Annotated in this window: 15 protein-coding genes; 5 read left to right on the plus strand and 10 right to left on the minus strand. The window is 37.7% G+C overall.

What is annotated here, in order from left to right:
- Window positions 1-497: 497 nt before the first annotated feature.
- Complete coding sequence (locus tag RV17_RS05450; RefSeq protein WP_067483334.1) at window positions 498-881, minus strand: DUF7006 family protein; 384 nt, start codon at window positions 879-881, stop codon at window positions 498-500.
- A 410-nt stretch (window positions 882-1,291) separates the two neighbouring features.
- A complete protein-coding gene (queA, locus tag RV17_RS05455; protein WP_071868718.1) occupies window positions 1,292-2,323 on the minus strand; it encodes a tRNA preQ1(34) S-adenosylmethionine ribosyltransferase-isomerase QueA in 1,032 nt (343 codons plus the stop codon).
- Between the two features lie 211 nt (window positions 2,324-2,534).
- Here queA and RV17_RS05460 point away from each other — a divergent pair, with 211 nt between their 5' ends.
- From RV17_RS05460 to RV17_RS05475, 4 genes are read left to right on the plus strand one after another with little or no spacing between them, the layout of a single operon-like run.
- Window positions 2,535-3,710, plus strand: a complete 1,176-nt coding sequence (locus RV17_RS05460; RefSeq protein ID WP_067483338.1) for a betaine/proline/choline family ABC transporter ATP-binding protein — start codon at window positions 2,535-2,537, stop codon at window positions 3,708-3,710.
- A 3-nt stretch (window positions 3,711-3,713) separates the two neighbouring features.
- On the plus strand, window positions 3,714-4,355 hold the full coding sequence (locus RV17_RS05465) for an ABC transporter permease (protein ID WP_067483340.1): 642 nt from the start codon (window positions 3,714-3,716) through the stop codon (window positions 4,353-4,355).
- Window positions 4,352-5,272: an osmoprotectant ABC transporter substrate-binding protein gene (locus RV17_RS05470; protein WP_071868719.1), complete on the plus strand. Its 921-nt coding sequence runs from the start codon at window positions 4,352-4,354 to the stop codon at window positions 5,270-5,272. The genes RV17_RS05465 and RV17_RS05470 overlap by 4 nt, the downstream gene beginning before the upstream one ends.
- Window positions 5,273-5,276: 4 nt before the next feature.
- Window positions 5,277-5,936 carry an ABC transporter permease gene (locus RV17_RS05475; protein WP_067483344.1) on the plus strand — a complete coding sequence of 220 codons (660 nt, stop codon included), beginning with the start codon at window positions 5,277-5,279 and terminating at the stop codon, window positions 5,934-5,936.
- Window positions 5,937-6,274: 338 nt separating this feature from the next.
- Here RV17_RS05475 and RV17_RS05480 read toward each other — a convergent pair whose 3' ends face one another.
- The 4 genes from RV17_RS05480 to RV17_RS05495 all read right to left on the minus strand — a co-directional run bounded on the left by RV17_RS05480 (window position 6,275) and on the right by RV17_RS05495 (window position 12,612).
- Window positions 6,275-8,098: an amino acid permease gene (locus RV17_RS05480; protein ID WP_067483346.1), complete on the minus strand. Its 1,824-nt coding sequence runs from the start codon at window positions 8,096-8,098 to the stop codon at window positions 6,275-6,277.
- A gap of 211 nt (window positions 8,099-8,309) precedes the next feature.
- Entirely contained in the window at window positions 8,310-11,015 is a 2,706-nt protein-coding gene (locus RV17_RS05485; protein ID WP_071868720.1) for a YhgE/Pip domain-containing protein, read from the minus strand.
- Window positions 11,016-11,322: 307 nt separating this feature from the next.
- Entirely contained in the window at window positions 11,323-11,637 is a 315-nt protein-coding gene (locus tag RV17_RS05490; protein WP_067483350.1) for a hypothetical protein, read from the minus strand.
- Between the two features lie 30 nt (window positions 11,638-11,667).
- Window positions 11,668-12,612 (minus strand): NADP-dependent oxidoreductase, encoded by a 945-nt coding sequence (locus RV17_RS05495; RefSeq protein WP_067483351.1) that lies wholly within the window; start codon window positions 12,610-12,612, stop codon window positions 11,668-11,670.
- Between the two features lie 184 nt (window positions 12,613-12,796).
- Between RV17_RS05495 and rpsN the strand changes: the two genes are divergently transcribed.
- Window positions 12,797-13,066, plus strand: coding sequence for a 30S ribosomal protein S14 (gene rpsN, locus RV17_RS05500; RefSeq protein WP_067483353.1), 270 nt, complete (start codon window positions 12,797-12,799; stop codon window positions 13,064-13,066).
- Between the two features lie 313 nt (window positions 13,067-13,379).
- Here rpsN and RV17_RS05505 read toward each other — a convergent pair whose 3' ends face one another.
- From RV17_RS05505 to cshA, 4 genes are all read right to left on the minus strand, one after another.
- Window positions 13,380-13,742: a type II toxin-antitoxin system PemK/MazF family toxin gene (locus RV17_RS05505; RefSeq protein ID WP_067483355.1), complete on the minus strand. Its 363-nt coding sequence runs from the start codon at window positions 13,740-13,742 to the stop codon at window positions 13,380-13,382.
- Between the two features lie 10 nt (window positions 13,743-13,752).
- Entirely contained in the window at window positions 13,753-14,874 is a 1,122-nt protein-coding gene (alr, locus tag RV17_RS05510) for an alanine racemase (RefSeq protein ID WP_071868721.1), read from the minus strand.
- A 15-nt stretch (window positions 14,875-14,889) separates the two neighbouring features.
- Entirely contained in the window at window positions 14,890-15,240 is a 351-nt protein-coding gene (gene acpS, locus RV17_RS05515) for a holo-ACP synthase (RefSeq protein ID WP_067483359.1), read from the minus strand.
- A 129-nt stretch (window positions 15,241-15,369) separates the two neighbouring features.
- Entirely contained in the window at window positions 15,370-16,884 is a 1,515-nt protein-coding gene (cshA, locus tag RV17_RS05520) for a degradosome RNA helicase CshA (RefSeq protein ID WP_067483362.1), read from the minus strand.
- Window positions 16,885-17,248 lie beyond the last annotated feature (364 nt).

Below are 17,248 nucleotides of genomic sequence, written 5' to 3' on the forward strand. Positions count from 1 at the left end.
ATAAGTTGAAGGATTTCTCGATGAAGTATTGTAAGCAAACAAAGTTGTTAGAAGTACAGGTTTCACCAAGTATACGTGTGAAGTACAAAGCGTCAAACTGATGAAAATAGTGAATGCGTATAAAGAGTTTGGATGATTCGTTTCCCAAAACCAGAAGTAACAAAGATACGTAAAATAAACAATGAACATCTGAAAATTGAATACTAGTAAAAGATGTGTCAATGAGTGTTGAAGATGTAACGAAAACAAGATTTTTTGTTTATCAAGAAGAAATTCAACAAGGTACTTTACATGTATCATGGAAAGTAACAAAAATTCTACTTATTTGATTCCTTCCGAAATACAGAGGCTGGACTTGTCGAGAGTCCAGCTTTTTTGTGTTGTCTACTTCCAAGTATCCATGCGTTCTTTTCTCCTTACTAGTACTTCGAAAAATTTGATAGCTAAGAATATTTAGCAAAATAAACACTTCGATTCAGCCACTCTCTACAAAAAATTTAATCACGGCTACCCTCGTCTTCTGCCAAAACATAATTAAGTAACGTGTGAGGTACTGTTTCATTTAATCGGTAGCCCGCTGCTTCTTTATAAAACGTCCAGCTATCTGTTTTAGCTAATTCGAGAATCTCTGCCTCAGTAGTTTTTTCTGATTCCAATTCAAGTAAACTTTGAATGATTTGTATCCGAGCATCTAATATCAGTAGTTGTTTCAACTTGGAGAAAAAATTTTCTGAAGAAATTTGGTCAACCAGATAATAGGCTTCTTTTTTTATTTTATCGTATTCGCGATAAATGAGTGGATACTCGTATTCAGTCATCAACGAAAAATATTGGTCGTATTTATCAAAATAATGGTCGAGGCTTTTATTGGTCAAAAGCATTCCATCAGCTCCTGTCTTTTTTATTTTATTTTTTATAATCGTACCTTTTTCATTTGTATTTTTATTTACCTTTTTCCTAAAAAAAAACTAAATTCATAAAATTTATTATCAAAAAATGGCGGTTGAACAAGCAATTTTTGATACTCTCTGCGCAAAAGAAACATTTATATTGAAAATGAAAAACAGACCATTTATTTGATCCAAAAAATACTGTCTTAACATTGATTGATTATTAGCCAAGGAAAATTACTCCAGCTAATTCAATTGCTCAGAGCTAGTTTAAAATTCGGAAAGTAAGCCTCACCTTGCTTATGTGATTCATTAAAAGTGGAAAATAGAAAAGAGAGTGAATGATCGCTAAGGATCATTCACTCTCTTATTTTTATTCAAACATGTAATTGTCAACCCATTTATTTGACGAACATCGCATCTCCAAAACTAAAGAAGCGGTAACGTTCGTCAATCGCATGTTGGTATGCAGACAGAATTAATTCGCGACCTGCAAAGGCACTTACTAACATCACTAAAGTTGATTTTGGCAAATGGAAATTTGTTGAGAACGCTTGGACGACTTTAAATTCATAACCTGGTGTAATAAAAATTTCTGTCCAACCACTGTCAGCTTTGATTTCACCATTGAACTTTGTCCCAATCGTTTCTAATGTCCGAATAGAAGTTGTCCCTACCGCTACGATTTTCCCGCCATTCTCGCGAACTTGGTTCAAACGTTTCGCAGCATCCTCTGTCAACCGATAAAATTCACTATGCATGTGGTGATCTTCAATCTTATCTACGCTAACTGGACGGAATGTTCCTAGACCAACATGAAGCGTCAAGTAGACTAATTCAATTCCTTTGGCTTCGATTTCTTCCAATAATTCTGTTGTAAAATGTAAGCCTGCTGTTGGGGCTGCCGCAGAACCATTTTCTTTCGCATACACTGTTTGGTAACGATCTGGATCTTCTAGGCGTTCTTTGATATAAGGTGGCAAGGGCATTTCGCCCAGCGATTCTAAGATTTCAAGAAAAATTCCGTCATATTTAAACGTAATGATTCGTCCACCATGCTCTAGTTCTTCTTCCACCACAGCTTTTAGTCGACCATCACCAAATGAAATCGTTGTCCCTACTTTGGCACGTTTAGCTGGCTTGATCAACGTTTCCCATGTATCACCTTCTGTATTCGTTAAAAGCAATACTTCTAAATGAGCGCCAGTATCTGGTTTTTCTCCATATAAACGAGCGGGTAGCACGCGTGTGTCATTCATGACCAAGGCGTCCCCCGGGTTCAATTCATCAATAATATCATGAAAATGTTTATCTTCTAACTCCCCTGTTGTACGATTGACCACTAACAAACGTGACTGGTCACGATCTTTTAACGGTGTTTGTGCAATGAGTTCTTCTGGCAAATCAAAATCAAAATCCTCTGTTGTTAACATCTTATCCACTCTTTCTAGTCATTTATCTCAAGCTATTCTAACACTTTTTTAGAGACTTGGCGAACAGCTCAGTTCAAACTTTTTAGTACACCCCAATCCATATTCCAGTAAAAAATCTCTTCTTTCAAACCCTTCGATTTGTATGTTAACGATTTTTCAGCCATACTAGTTATGTGAAGATTAAAAAAATGATAATTTGAGGTGAGAAAATTTGATTGAATTTCAACATGTATCAAAAATTTATAAAGGAAACAAAGTTGCTGTTGATGACGTGAATCTTTCGTTTGAACAAGGAGAATTTATCTGCTTTATCGGAACTAGTGGTAGTGGGAAAACAACGACGATGCGCATGATAAATCGAATGACCGACCCGTCTAAAGGAAAAATTTTGATTGATGGAAAAAACATCCTAGATATCAATCCGGTTGAACTACGCCGACAAATTGGCTATGTTATTCAAAATATTGGTTTGATGCCACACATGACCATTCGAGAAAATATTACACTTGTACAAAAGCTACTGAAAGTTAGTCAGGAAGAACGTAATAAAACTGCCGAGAAAATGATTGACCTTGTCGAATTACCTCGTGAGATGCTTGATCGCTATCCAAGCGAACTCTCTGGCGGACAACAACAAAGAATTGGTGTCGTTCGGGCATTAGCTGCTAATCAAGATATTATTTTGATGGATGAACCATTTGGCGCGCTAGATCCAATTACGCGTGACGCCTTGCAAGATCTAGTGAAAGACTTACAAGAACGTCTAGGGAAAACCATTGTCTTTGTTACCCACGATATGGACGAAGCATTAAAATTAGCAAGTCGTATCGCTATCATGAGTGAAGGAAAAGTGATCCAGTTTGATACACCAGAAAATATTTTACGTAACCCTGCCAATGAATTCGTAGAAGAACTTATCGGTGAAGATCGTTTGCTTCAAGCAAAACCGGACACGACACGCGTCAACGAAGTCATGTTGAACACTGCCATTACGATTACTCCAGAAAAATCATTGCAAGAAGCAATCAAACTCATGCGCGAAAAACGCGTGGATACCCTTTTAGTAACAGACAACTCAAATGTATTGAAGGGCTTCATTGATGTTGAAACACTTGACCGAAAACGTGGCAAAGTTTCGAGTGTTGGGGATATTTTAAATCCTAAAGTTTTCTACGTGAAAGAATCCGCTTATTTACGTGACACTTTACAACGGATTTTAAAACGTGGACTAAAATACGTGCCTGTCGTTGATGAACAAAACCGAGTAGTTGGTATTTTAACTCGTGCTTCACTAGTTGATATTGTTTATGATGTGATTTGGGGAGAAGATCAATCTATCACAGATGCGATTGAGTCAACGAAGCCTGTAGAAACAAAGGAGGTCTAGCTCATGCAGCAGTTTTTTAATCAGCATGGCGCCGAAATTTTAACAAAGAGTGCTGAACATCTTTATATTTCTTTTTTCGCTCTAGCACTTGGTATTTTGGTTGCAGTTCCGCTAGGGATTCTCTTAACTCGTTTTCAAAAAGCGGCAACGATTGTGATTGGTATTAGTAGCGCACTTCAAACGGTTCCCTCTTTGGCACTGTTAGCTCTGATGATACCCTTGCTAGGCGTTGGAAAAACACCCGCAATTATTGCTCTCTTTATTTATTCGCTATTGCCTATTTTACGAAACACCTATATTGGGATGAAAAATGTGGATTGGAACTATCGAGATGTTGCCAAAGGAATGGGCATGACCAATCTGCAGTCCATTCTTTCAGTGGAACTTCCAATCGCGATGCCAACGATTATGGCTGGGATTCGTTTAGCTGCAGTCTATGTGATTGCTTGGGCAACTTTAGCCTCTTACATTGGTGCAGGCGGTTTAGGTGATTTGATTTTTAGTGGACTAAATAATTATCAACCAGATCTGATTTTTGCTGGAACGATTCCGGTAACGATCTTAGCTCTGCTTGCTGATTTCTTACTTGGTTTATTAGAAACACATCTCACTCCGATTGCGCTTAGAAAGGAGAATGATGAATGAAACGACTTAAACAACTCATTTTGCTTTTTGGACTCTCACTCATTCTCGGTAGCTGTTCTTTGCCAGGCTTAGCAAGTAATACGGATGACCAAACGATTTCGATTACTGGTGGCATTACTTCAGAAGCACAAATTCTTGCAGGGATTGTCGCTGGAATGGTTGAACATTATACAGACAAAAACACAACGATTATCAACAATTTAGCAACAACAACGATTAATCACCAAGCTATGATTAATGGGGACGCTTCGATTTCTGCGGCACGCTATACAGGAACGGACTTAACAACTACCTTAGGGCTACCGCCTGAAAAAGATCCTAAAAAAGCATTTGCCATAGTGAAAGAAGAATTTGAAAAACGGTACAATCAAACATGGTTTCCTTCTTATGGATTTGAAAACACGTATGTCTTTCTCGTTCGCAAAGACACAGCTGAGAAATACAATCTAACGAAAGTCAGTGATTTGAAAAATGTAGCGGATGAACTCGTTGCAGGTGTCGATACTTCTTGGATCAACCGTAAAGGTGATGGCTATGATGGCTTCCAAGAAACATATGGCTTTTCGTTTGAATCTATCTTGCCAATGCAAATTGGTTTAGTCTATGACGCTGTTGAAGCAGGAAAAATGGACATCGTATTAGGTTATTCTACTGATGGACGAATTGCAAGTTATGATTTGGTGATGTTAGAGGATGATTTAAGCTTCTTCCCACCTTATGATGCTGCACCGGTCGTCGCAAACCAAGTGTTGAAAGACACGCCTCACCTAGAGGAAGCCTTACAAAAATTAGGTAGTACGATCACTACAGAGGAAATGCAAAAATTAAATTATGAGGCAGACAACAATTTGGTGGAACCTTCTGTTGTTGCCGAACGCTTTTTGAAAGAACATCATTATTTTGAGGAAGGGAAGTGATTGCATGGATAAAATGAATTTATTTCAACAATTCGTCTATTATTTTCAAGAAAACGGTGCCTATGTCTTTAGTCAATTTATCCGTCACTTCTTGATTTCAATTTACGGTGTCTTTTTCGCCGCTGTTGTAGCGATTCCGATTGGGATATTGATCTCTCGTAAACGCAAACTTGCCAATTGGGTCATTCGCTTAGCAAACATCATTCAAACTGTCCCCTCTTTAGCAATGCTTTCTATTTTGATGATTGGACTGGGGCTAGGTGTTAACGTAGTTATTGTTACGGTCTTCTTGTACTCCTTATTACCAATTATCAAAAACACTTATACTGGCATGATCCAAGTAGATAAAAATATTTTGGATGTCGGTAAAGGAATGGGTATGACTGCTCGTCAACGTTTAATCATGGTGGAACTACCTTTATCTGTTTCGGTCATTATGGCTGGGATTCGTAACGCTTTGGTTGTTGCGATCGGAATTACTGCGATTGGTGCATTCGTTGGTGCCGGCGGCCTTGGTGACATCATTATCCGCGGGACCAATGCAACAGACGGTGCTTCAATCATTCTTGCAGGTGCGTTACCAACAGCTTTAATGGCGATCATTACCGACTGGGTACTTGGTATCGTAGAACGACGCTTAGATCCTGCAGCAAAAAAAGCTTAGTGTACGAAGCTGAACAATAGAAAAAAAGGCCCTGCGACAGTTTGTCACAGGGCTTTTTTTTCTATAAACAGTGTTCCCAAAACAACTCCTCAAAATAGCTCACATTCACTTCAAAATATGAAAAACTATTTTGAGTGTCTGCTCGCTATCTTGTCAGAGCTAAACGTTTTGCACCACAACCTTATTCACAGTGTTCCCAAAGCAATTCCTCAAAATAATTCATAACTGTTCAAAAATATGAGTAGCCATTTTTGACAGTTATGAATTATTTTTTCGAAACTGAGCACTTGGATCCACAATCTTTGTTTATTGATAAAGTAATCGCTATGCTCCATTACTTATTTTTTCAGATGATAACTATAGGTACTGATAACAATATTTTCTCGCCAAGAAAGTCGCAAACGTAAACGCAAACTTGTTTGGTTGTGCAAAATATTTTGCCAACGACGGTTTGGTACAAACTGTGGAATCAACACCGTTGTCGTATAGTTTTGTTTTGCTGCATTTTTGCTCACTAGATCCACATAGCGAATAATTGGGTTTTCAATTGAACGATACGAAGAATGAACAACCGAAAAACGAACATCAGGAAAATGTTTTTTGAATTCGGCTTCGATTTCTTTTTCCTTCGCCACATCTTCATCTAAGGATACGTGCATTGCTACTACATAGTCCCCAATCGAACGTGCATAATTCAACGCTCCAATGTTTACACGAGTAACATTTCCCACTAAAACTAACACCGTATTTCCATCAAAATCATGTAACTTAGCATCTTCTTCTAAGCGAAGTTGTTCTGCCACATTTTTGTAGTGTCCATGAATTTTGTAAAAAACAAACAAAACAATAGGCATAATGATAAAGAATGGCCAGATATCACCTAAACGATAGATGAACAAAATAATAATAATCGAGTAAGAAATAAATGCTCCAACAATGTTTGCAATTGATTTTTGCAACCACTTCTTACCTTCTTTTCGCCATTTGATAACCATCCCTGTTTGAGAAAGAGCAAATGGGATAAATACACCAATCGAATAAAGTGGAATCAATCGTTCCGTTGATCCTTGGAAGATAAACAATAAGATGATTGAACCAAAGGCTAAAGTCATGATCCCATTTGAATAACCTAAACGGTCACCACGATCCTGATACATATGTGGCATGAATTTATCTTTTGCTAAATTAAACGCTAAAACTGGAAACGCAGAGAAACCAGTATTTGCGGCTACTGCTAAAATCAAAGCAGTTGCAAATTGTAAAACGTAATACAACACACCATGTCCAAAGACAGCTTTACCGATTTGAGACAAGACCGTCACTTCTGTTTCAGGTACGATGCCATACCAGTAGTTAATGAATGTAATTCCCACAAAGAAAAATCCTAAAATGACAGCCATCATTGTTAACGTACCCGCAGCGTTTTTCGCCCGTGGTTTTTTAAAGAACGGTACCGCATTACTGATTGCCTCAACCCCAGTCAGTGAAGAGGAGCCAGATGAAAAGGCACGTAAAATCAATGCAATCGAAACACCTGGAACGGCCGCGCCTGGCAAGGCAGTCGCATTTAACGGTACTGCACCAGTCACAATGTTGAACAGACCAACGACAATCAGCAAGGTAATGACAATAATAAATGTATAAACAGGAACTAATAAGAAAGAGGCCGATTCACGTAACCCTCTTAAATTCAGCATCATCAATAACAAGACAATTGCGACGGAAATACCTACCTGATGACCATACAAAGCTGGGATCGCCGACGTTATCGCCTCTGCCCCAGCAGAAACAGATACCGCAACAGTCAGCATATAATCGATCAACAATGATCCCCCAGAAATCAGACCAGCGTTTTTCCCTAAGTTTTCACTACTTACCACATAAGCACCACCGCCATGAGGATAAGCATGAATAATTTGTCGATAAGATAAAGTTAATGAAATAAGTAAAATAATAACAAATGCTGCAATAGGTAATGAATACCAAATTGCTGCGGTAGACAAAGCAACCAACACAACAACGATTTGTTCTGTCCCATATGCAATCGAAGATAGTGCATCAGAAGACAATAATGCTAGCGCAGCAAATCGACTCAATTTATGGTCGTCATTTTCAGCAGACTTTAACGGTTTACCGACTAACAACCTTTTTAAGTAATCCAACTCTTAAACTCCTTTACACTTTTTTTCATGTTAAATATTGTTTTCGAAAATTTACAGTAAACAAGATGATATAGTACGCTCATCAAATATAAAAGTCAACATTCTACTAAAAAAATCTTTCAAAAAACGAAAAGATTTTTAATTATAGAAAAACTGGAATCTCCATTCACTCAAGAGATTCCAGTTCAATTTTTGATTCATCGCAACATACTCAGTGGAAAATATGACTTTCGTGTGAGTATTCCTGCAATTTTTTCATTTTAGATTCAATAAATGGATAAACAGCCGTTCCGACAATCCCAAAGACGATGAACAAACCAATCATAATCCAAATCGCATTCGTTGCCGTTGGCCAGTAAATACCACCAGCTGATTCACGCAATAAATTCACCGCGTGAGTGAACGGTAAGAATGGATTGATCATTTGGAAGAATTTTCCAGAAACTTGAATTGGATAATTCCCACCACCACCTGAAATTGACAGCACGAGGATGATAATCGCCAGCCCTTTCCCTACGTTGCCGAATAAGGACGCTAGCACATAAACAATCATCATGAAGGATAAGGACACTAATAACGCAAATAACACGCTATACACTGGATTATGAACGTCTACGCCCAATAGGAAGATATTTCCAAGAGCAACGATCAATCCTTGTGCCAAACCAATCGTTAAGAATGTCAACATTCGAGCAACATATTGTTCTCGCTTCGTGAATTTTGTTTTATCTTTTTTCTCAAGATAATAGTCAGTAGTTGCTACACTTGAAAGTAAGACTGCACCAACCCAAATACATAATGCCGTGTAGAATGGTGTACTTGCTGAACCATTATTGGCAATTGGATACAGTTGATTTGTTTTCAATTCAACTGGGTTTGTAAAGAAATCACTTTCTTTTGTCGCATCTAATTTCAATAATTTAATTACTTCACCAAGATCGACTTCTTCTTCCCCTTTACGGATAGCATCAGCAGCTTTTTCAATTCCTGCCTTGATACTTGGCCAATCATTTGTAATCAAGTCTGCGGCAGCATTAACAGCTGTCTCAACTTCTGGCATCTTTTCATTGACCGTTGTCAACGTGCCCGTTAATTCACCTTTTAAAGTTGGCCAATCATTCTTAATAAAATCAGCAGCTGTGTTTAATTTTTGCGCAACGACTGGCAAATCATTATTATACAAGTCAGCGCCTTTATTGATGCCGTCAACGATCGTATTCATGTTTCCATTCAGCATGGTGTTCGCATCATGGACTTCTTGACCAATTGCGGGCATTTCTTTTTGATATTTTTCTAGGATACCAACTGCATTTGAAACAGTTGTCTTTGTTGAACTTAATAACGAATCAAAGTCGATTTGGTCTGCTTTGTCTAAGACACCATTTGCTGTTTGAATCGTGTGAATCAACTGATCTAAGATTGATTCAACAGTTGAGCCAACTGCATTAACATTCAAATCAGTCGCTGCTTTTCCGATCTCTGAAGCAATCTCTTGGATGCCAGCTAATAATTTTTTTACATCGTCTGTACTGCCGGTTTTAACAATCTCATTTAAATTGCCCACATGCTCATCCAAATCAGCAAGCATCGTCTTAATACGATTCAATCCAGCAATAACGTCGTCTAGTTTATTGTTTCCAGCACTTGTTTGTAAGTCTGTCATAAATTGGACAACTTGATCAATGGCTTCTTGTTGACGACCCAAACTAGCAGAAAAATCAGTTAAGATTTGACCGATATTCGCTTTTTCTTCAGTTGTCGGTTCACCATCTGCAATCGCTCCTTCGATTGTTTCAATAATCGAATTTGTCGTAGTGGCAACTTCGCCAATTGATTTTAAAGTCACTTGCACGCTGGTCACAATACTTGGAACAGCCTCTTTTAATTGTGTCGCACCGTTTTCAGTTGTCGACGCAAGATTACTTGCCTGTGATTCCAATCTTTTGATATCTGGCAAAGCATCTTGCACTTGGCCAATAATCACTAATCCTTGTTTTGCTTCATCAATTCCTTGATTCATTGTATCTTGGATTGAAGCAAAATCTTCATCAATCATCGCTAATTGTTTCCCAGCGTTTTGGATTTCAGGAATTTTTTCTTGTAGATCCAAAATAATCTTCGCTTGTTCTTGAAGTTCAGGCATCTTGTCATTCAATGCAATGACTTTTTCACCCATTTCGTCTACTTTTGGTAGATAGTCAACAAATTCATTTGCTTTGTTGAGCTTTTCTTTGATGCCAGGAAGTTGGCTTTGAAGTTCTAGCACTTTTTTGGTATACCCTTCAATGTCATCCAAGTTTTCATCAGTAGAAAGAATCATATCTTTTACTTTATTGATGCTCACTAAGTTGGAATCAATATCGTAACCAATTTCGTTAAAAACTTTTAGCAAGGTTGAACTTGCTGTGTTAATAAATTCCTCTGTGATTTGTGACTGAATCGAACTTGCACCTTTATCAGTGATTTTCGGCGCAATCGCGTTAATTTTTTCATTAACGGTGTATTCGATTTTTGGTTTCTTAATGTTCCCACTGGTAAAACTTAATAAGTCTTCAGAAAAATCAGTTGGCAGATAAATACCTGCATAATATTTTCCTGAACGAACACCAGATTCTAATTCAGCTTTTGAGTCAACAAATTGCCAACCCAGCTGGTCATTTTTGTGTAGTGACTTTATTACTTCTTTCCCAATAGCTACTTCTTTTCCTTGAAATTCAACTGGCTTATCCGCACTGTATACGGCGATTGGTAACTCTCCAGTATTTCCATATGGATCCCACAAAGCTTTGATATTAAACCATGCGTACAGTGAAGGGATAATCATGATAGCGATAATCAGAAGTGTCGCAATCGGGTTTTTAAAGATTCGTTTCCAATCAAGTAAGTAAAGTTTAAATGTATTTTTGATTGATCCCATAATTTTCCCCTTCTTTTTTTCTAGCTGAACTACTTTACCATGCAATTCTCTATGATTTCAATGAACATTAATCAAAAAAAGCGAGAATTTTGACATATAAGGACAACTGTCGAACTGTAATCTCTTACAATTTAAAAAACTATTAAATTTTATTTCCTTCACTTTATCATGAAATAACGTGGAATGATAATTTTATGATAAAAATTTAGCCCTAATCCATGAAATCTCTTTCGCAAACATAAAAAAGTGAGGACAAAACTTTTTTCTTGTTTTGTCCTCGCCAAAAAGTTTCTGACAGAATTAAAAATTATTTACCTATTTTTTCTTCAAGATAGGTTTGCATCAATTGTTCAAATATTTCATTTAACTGTTGTTGATTACTTTCATCTCTTACGAAAGATTGGACAGAAGAACCACCATTATCAAAACATTTGATTGGAACTGGTTCATTTGCTATTTCTTGAACAGTGATTTGCGGGTGATACATGAAATCACCACAGGGACCTGGTTGTAAAAAAGCAAATTCATAGTATTCTCCTTGTTTACGTAAACGATAATAACCATTCGTTAGCCATTCTTTTTCAGTTAACTGTTGTTTGATTGCTTGCCAATTTTTATTCATCCTCTCACCTCATGCGAAAGTATAGCATAACTAAGCGAGTGTCAATACAATTTTTCCAGCAGGAGGATGGCCTTCCACTAACTGATGTGCATGGATGACATTCTCTAATGTTGCTGGCAACAGTTGACTAATAGGTACAGTGAATGTTCCTTTTTCATATGCTCGTAATAAATAAGAAAATGCTTCTTGATCTTGATATTCCTTTCTTGGAACAAATGATTCATAAAAACCACTTTTTTTCTCTCGTAGATCCAAATCTGGTAGTTGCGTCAATGCAACATAACGCCCCCCTGGTTTCATAATCTCGATACCCGAAGTCCCGCGTTTGCTACCTTTTGTTGCATCAATTACAATATCTGCTTGATTCGCAAAACGTTCGCCGGCATCTTCTTGATCGTAAGCAGCGAATTCCGCTACTCCAAGCTCACGTACTTTTTCTTCATTTTTTTTGGAAGCACTGGCTAACACTTTGATCCCTTTAGCATGCAATAACTGGACAAGGCTTGAACCAACACCGCCAGAAGCTCCTTCAATCATCACAACATCCGTTGGTTGTACATCAAGTAAATGTGTCAATAAATTATACGCAGTCAATCCTGTTGTTACCATACCCGCTGCTTGCGCCCAATCCATTTTCTCAGGAATCTTTGCTACTTTTTTCGCGGGAACAACAATTTCTTCGCCATAGGTCCCTCCAACTGCGTGGACAACTACTCGATCACCAACAACAAAATCAGTCACGTCTGAAGCAATTTCGGTTACAATTCCGGCACCATCATTTCCCAAAACATAAGGAAATTTTAACGGACGAACCTCTTTCATATTTCCAAGTCGAAGAGATACATCATATGGGTTGATACTAAATGCCTTTAACGCTACTCGAAGGCGTCCATCCTTTACTTCACGTGGACTCGCATCGATTTCTTCAAATACATCCTGTGCTAAACCATACTCTTTTATCGCAAATCTTTTCATACTTGTCACACTCCTCTTTATTAGTTTACGTGGAAGTGCTATTTTTTACAAAAAAAGTGTATGAGTAAAAATAGTTGTCTTTTTTAATCAGACGTGCTAAATTATGAACGGACATCTCATAATCGTAACAATTACGATTTATATCAAAATAAAAAATAAATTTTAAACAATTGGAGGAAACACAATGGCAAAAAAATCAAAAATTGCAAAAGCAAAGAAACAGCAAGCAACGATTGAACGTTATGCGGCAGTACGACAAGAATTAAAAGCGAACCATGATTATGAAGGCTTGCGTAAGCTCCCTTTAGATGCGCGCCCAGAACGTTTGAAAAATCGCGACTTAATTGATGGTCGTCCACGCGGATACATGCGTAAATTCGGAATGTCTCGCGTGAAATTCCGTGAATTAGCTCATAAGGGATTGATTCCCGGCGTTAAAAAAGCTAGCTGGTAATTACAAAGTTCTGTTTTGAATAAGTTGAAGAATTTCCTTTCACGGAAAAAATGCGGTTCAAAAGTTTTGCGCTTCAAAACTTGCGGGTGACTACTTTTGTCCCAATCTCTTTTTCGTATACTTTGCAAGCAAGACTGACTGAAGAACTAATTAAAAAGGTGAGGGCAAACGAGATTTCGTTTGCCCTCACCTTTTTTTGCCTTCATATCACAATTGTTTGCGAACACTGCTTATTCTATGTAAATATAATTTATCAAGTTAGTCAGAGCTGCTACATATCGACTAAATTTCATTCAGGCAAGTCACATCATCGTTACTTTGATACTGGAGCGATTGCCTCCACACCAACACTGATTTTTAATGCGCGATCGACATCTTGCATAATTTCACGATCTAAGTGACACACTTTTTCTTTCAATCTTGATTTATCAATGGTCCGAATTTGTTCTAATAAAATGACGGAGTCTCGGTCTATTCCTGTTCCCGTTGCTTTGATCCCTATATGCGTGGGTAATTTAGGTTTCGCCATTTTTGCAGTAATTGCTGCCACGATTACCGTTGGACTAAAATGGTTTCCTAAATTATTTTGAATAATCAGCACAGGGCGTGTTCCGCCTTGCTCTGATCCCACAACTGGAGAAAGATCAGCAAAGTAAATATCTCCTCTTTTTACCATAGGATCCTCCTTATTTTTGATATTCTCTTGGTATCCGTGTTCCTAGTATACAAGCTACTTCATAATGAATCGTTTCTAATTGATCGGCTACATCTTGCATCGCAATCACCTGATCCTGGTTTTTCCCAATCAGAGTCACAGTTGTTCCTACAGGTAATTCATAAGGTAAGCGAACCATCAATTGATCCATACAAACTCGCCCCACTATTTCACAAAATTTTCCATCAACTAATAAAGAAAATCCTTGCATCTTTCTCAACCAGCCATCTGCGTAACCAATTGGTACGGTTCCAATCCATTCTGGTTTTGATGTGATGTATGTTTCACCATAGCCAATTCCTTCATTAGCAGCTAATTCTTTCACTTGAATCAATTCAGAAACAAGTTCGAGTGCTGGTTGTAATGGATAAATTTCTGGTAACGCATGACCAGATGGATTCAATCCATACATCGCAATTCCGTAACGAATCATATTCCCAATTGATTCGTCGTGCCACAAAGCTGTTGCACTGTTACTAACATGCACATAGCGAGGTAACTCTGGTAATTCTTCAAGAACAGCTAAAAAACGATTTTTTTGTAAATTCCAATACGTATCATCTTCTTGGTCAGCAGTAGAAAAATGTGTAAATAACCCTTCCCATTCAAAATACGATATTGCTTGAGCAAATTCAACTGCTTCTCTGATTTCTTTTGGTGTTAAAAAACCAATTCGTCCCATTCCTGTATCTGCTTTTAAATGAATTTTCAACTGGCCTTCAATTGCATGTTCTGAAAAATATTCTTTGGCGTCATCTAACCATTCTTTGGTTCCCACCGTTACTGCCAAATCATTGGCAATTGCCAATTCGATTGCGGTAAAAGGAATCATATTTAAGACTAAAATTGGCTGAGTGAAACCTGCTTCTCTTAATTCTAGACCTTCATCTAAGTTAGCTACACAAAAGCCTGTAGCACCTCCCGCAATCGCTGCATGTGCCGTTTCAATCGCACCATGTCCATAACCATTTGCTTTCACAACTGCAAATAATTCTTTTCCTTTTGGAAGTCTTGCTAATTCATTTGCCACATTCTCTGTAATAGCTTGTGTATGTATAATTGCTTTTGTCGGACGATTCCAAGCGACAACCATTTTCTTTCCTTCTTTCTATTCTTCCAAAATAATTTGTGCAAAAGCCAATTCATCTGTGTGTGTGATACTTACCCAAACAGTTCCTTGATGTGGGGACTGTGTGACAACAGGCTGACCGAGCACATCTTTTAAAATTTCAATTTCTTGAAATGTTACTTTACCGATTCCTGTTCCCCAAGCTTTTGAAAAAGCCTCTTTACATGCATAACGCCCACCTAAAAATTCTACTTGGCGATGGAAGGGTAATACACGAAACAATTCAATCTCATTGACTGTTAGTACGCGATCAATAAAATTTGTTTTTTCTTGAATAATTTTAGCAATCCTTGGTAATTCAACTGCGTCGATTCCAATCCCTTTTATCATTTATCTTCTCTCTTCATCAAATTTCGAACAATCTCATTCTACCAAATTCCTGCCAATTTACCACAATTAAGTCTATATATAACAAAAATGAAAGCTCCTCTTAAAATAAGAGAAGCTTTCATTTGTTTTTTAATCGTTATTTGAGCGAATTACAAATCCACGTTTTTTATCGTTTTGACGACGACCGCCGTCTTTATGATTTCCGTTGTTTTTGTTATATCCGCCTTTAGATTTATTTCCACGGTAATTTCCGCCTTCGCCTCGACGATTACGATTATTGCCGCCACCACGTTTACCATTTTTATTGAACCCTTTTTTCTGAGATGGTAATGGACGTTCTGGTGTGATTTTCACTGGAATTGCATCTGAAGGATCTTTTGCAACAGTTTTTAATAATAGTGCAGCCAAATCTTGTGCTGAATATTTTTCCAACAATTTATCTGCTGGTGACAAGTATTTGTCCAAACCGTTTTCTTCAAGTTTTGCTTCAACTTCTTCAAAAGCAGCGCCTAGTTGGCCTTTAAATGCTTCTTTTTCGGTTGGTGGACGCAAAGCAGTCATACGTTTTTTCGTTAAGTTTTCAATTACGTGTAAGTAACCCATTTCGTTTGGTGTAACAAAAGTAACTGACATTCCGCCTTTACCTGCACGACCTGTACGTCCAATACGGTGAACGTAGCTTTCTGGATCTTGAGGGATATCGTAGTTGTAAACATGTGTCACACCAGAGATATCTAATCCACGGGCAGCTACATCGGTTGCAACTAAAATATCTAAATGACCGCTCTTGAATGAACGTAAAACGCTCATACGTTTTTGTTGTGATAAATCACCGTGAATTCCTTCTGCGCGATAGCCACGTGCTTCTAATCCACGAGCTAATTCATCTACACGGCGTTTTGTGCGACCAAATACAATCGTCAATTCAGGTTTTTGAACATCGAATAAACGAGTCATGATATCAAATTTTTCATATTCTTTTGCACGTACATAATATTGATCAATCAAATCAGCTGTCATTTCTTTTGCTTTGATTTTTACGTGTGTTGGATTTTTCATGAATTTGACACCAATGTTTTTGATTGCTGGTGGCATTGTTGCAGAGAATAATAATGTTTGGCGTTCTTCTGGAACAGTTGAAATAATTTTTTCAATATCTTCCAAGAAGCCCATGTTCAACATTTCATCTGCTTCATCTAAAACTAATGTTTGAACAGTTCCTAATTTTAATGTGTGACGGTTAATGTGATCTAACATACGTCCCGGTGTCCCAACAACGATATGTGGACGATCTTTTAAGCCACGGATTTGACGACCGATATCTGCTCCGCCGTAAACAGCTTGTACACGAATTTTTTTATCGCGACCTAAACGATAAAGTTCTTCTTGTGTTTGGATAGCTAACTCACGTGTTGGTGAAATAACTAAACCTTGTAATTCATGGCGTTGAGGGTCGATTTTTTCTAACATTGGTAGCCCAAAAGCAGCTGTTTTACCAGTACCTGTTTGTGCTTGACCAATAACGTCTTTCCCAGCTAATGCTAAAGGAATTGTTTCTGATTGGATCGGTGTTGCTTCTTCAAAACCAGCACGTTCAACTGATTTCAATAATTCTGGTGATAATTCTAATTCTTTAAATTTCAAATGAATCCTCCTATGTGGTTGTTAACTGAGGATGTAGCTTCTTTTTGCTACCCCGTCGATTTGTTCGGTCAAAGTGAAGTCGTTCTCTTTTTGACAGTGGCCACTATAACTATTTATGCGCAGAGCCGCTGTGACACCACCGAAAAATCACTTTGCGAAGTTTAGTTAGGCATTAGAAAAGCCAAACGGGTCACGTTCAGCTTTATCATTGTTATGACATCTGATCTCCGGATGTAACGACATTCAAAGTCAGTCCAATTTATCTTCATCTTTCGGCAATAGGTTATTCTACCATAGTAACTTGTTTTCTGCAAGTTTCCAGTTTTTATTTCAAGCAAGAACAATCTTTTTACAAAACTAGTTC

The sequence above is a fragment of the Enterococcus thailandicus genome, assembly GCF_001886265.1.
Lineage (GTDB): Bacteria > Bacillota > Bacilli > Lactobacillales > Enterococcaceae > Enterococcus_B > Enterococcus_B thailandicus.

Bases quoted from the DNA above. Each gene is read 5' to 3' on its own strand.
- RV17_RS05450 (WP_067483334.1), bottom strand. From the start codon at position 881: ATGCTTTTGACCAATAAAAGCCTCGACCATTATTTTGATAAATACGAC.
- queA (WP_071868718.1), bottom strand. From the start codon at position 2,323: ATGTTAACAACAGAGGATTTTGATTTTGATTTGCCAGAAGAACTCATT.
- RV17_RS05465 (WP_067483340.1), top strand. From the start codon at position 3,714: ATGCAGCAGTTTTTTAATCAGCATGGCGCCGAAATTTTAACAAAGAGT.
- RV17_RS05470 (WP_071868719.1), top strand. From the start codon at position 4,352: ATGAAACGACTTAAACAACTCATTTTGCTTTTTGGACTCTCACTCATT.
- RV17_RS05475 (WP_067483344.1), top strand. From the start codon at position 5,277: ATGGATAAAATGAATTTATTTCAACAATTCGTCTATTATTTTCAAGAA.
- RV17_RS05485 (WP_071868720.1), bottom strand. From the start codon at position 11,015: ATGGGATCAATCAAAAATACATTTAAACTTTACTTACTTGATTGGAAA.
- RV17_RS05490 (WP_067483350.1), bottom strand. From the start codon at position 11,637: ATGAATAAAAATTGGCAAGCAATCAAACAACAGTTAACTGAAAAAGAA.
- RV17_RS05495 (WP_067483351.1), bottom strand. From the start codon at position 12,612: ATGAAAAGATTTGCGATAAAAGAGTATGGTTTAGCACAGGATGTATTT.
- rpsN (WP_067483353.1), top strand. From the start codon at position 12,797: ATGGCAAAAAAATCAAAAATTGCAAAAGCAAAGAAACAGCAAGCAACG.
- RV17_RS05505 (WP_067483355.1), bottom strand. From the start codon at position 13,742: ATGGTAAAAAGAGGAGATATTTACTTTGCTGATCTTTCTCCAGTTGTG.
- alr (WP_071868721.1), bottom strand. From the start codon at position 14,874: ATGGTTGTCGCTTGGAATCGTCCGACAAAAGCAATTATACATACACAA.
- acpS (WP_067483359.1), bottom strand. From the start codon at position 15,240: ATGATAAAAGGGATTGGAATCGACGCAGTTGAATTACCAAGGATTGCT.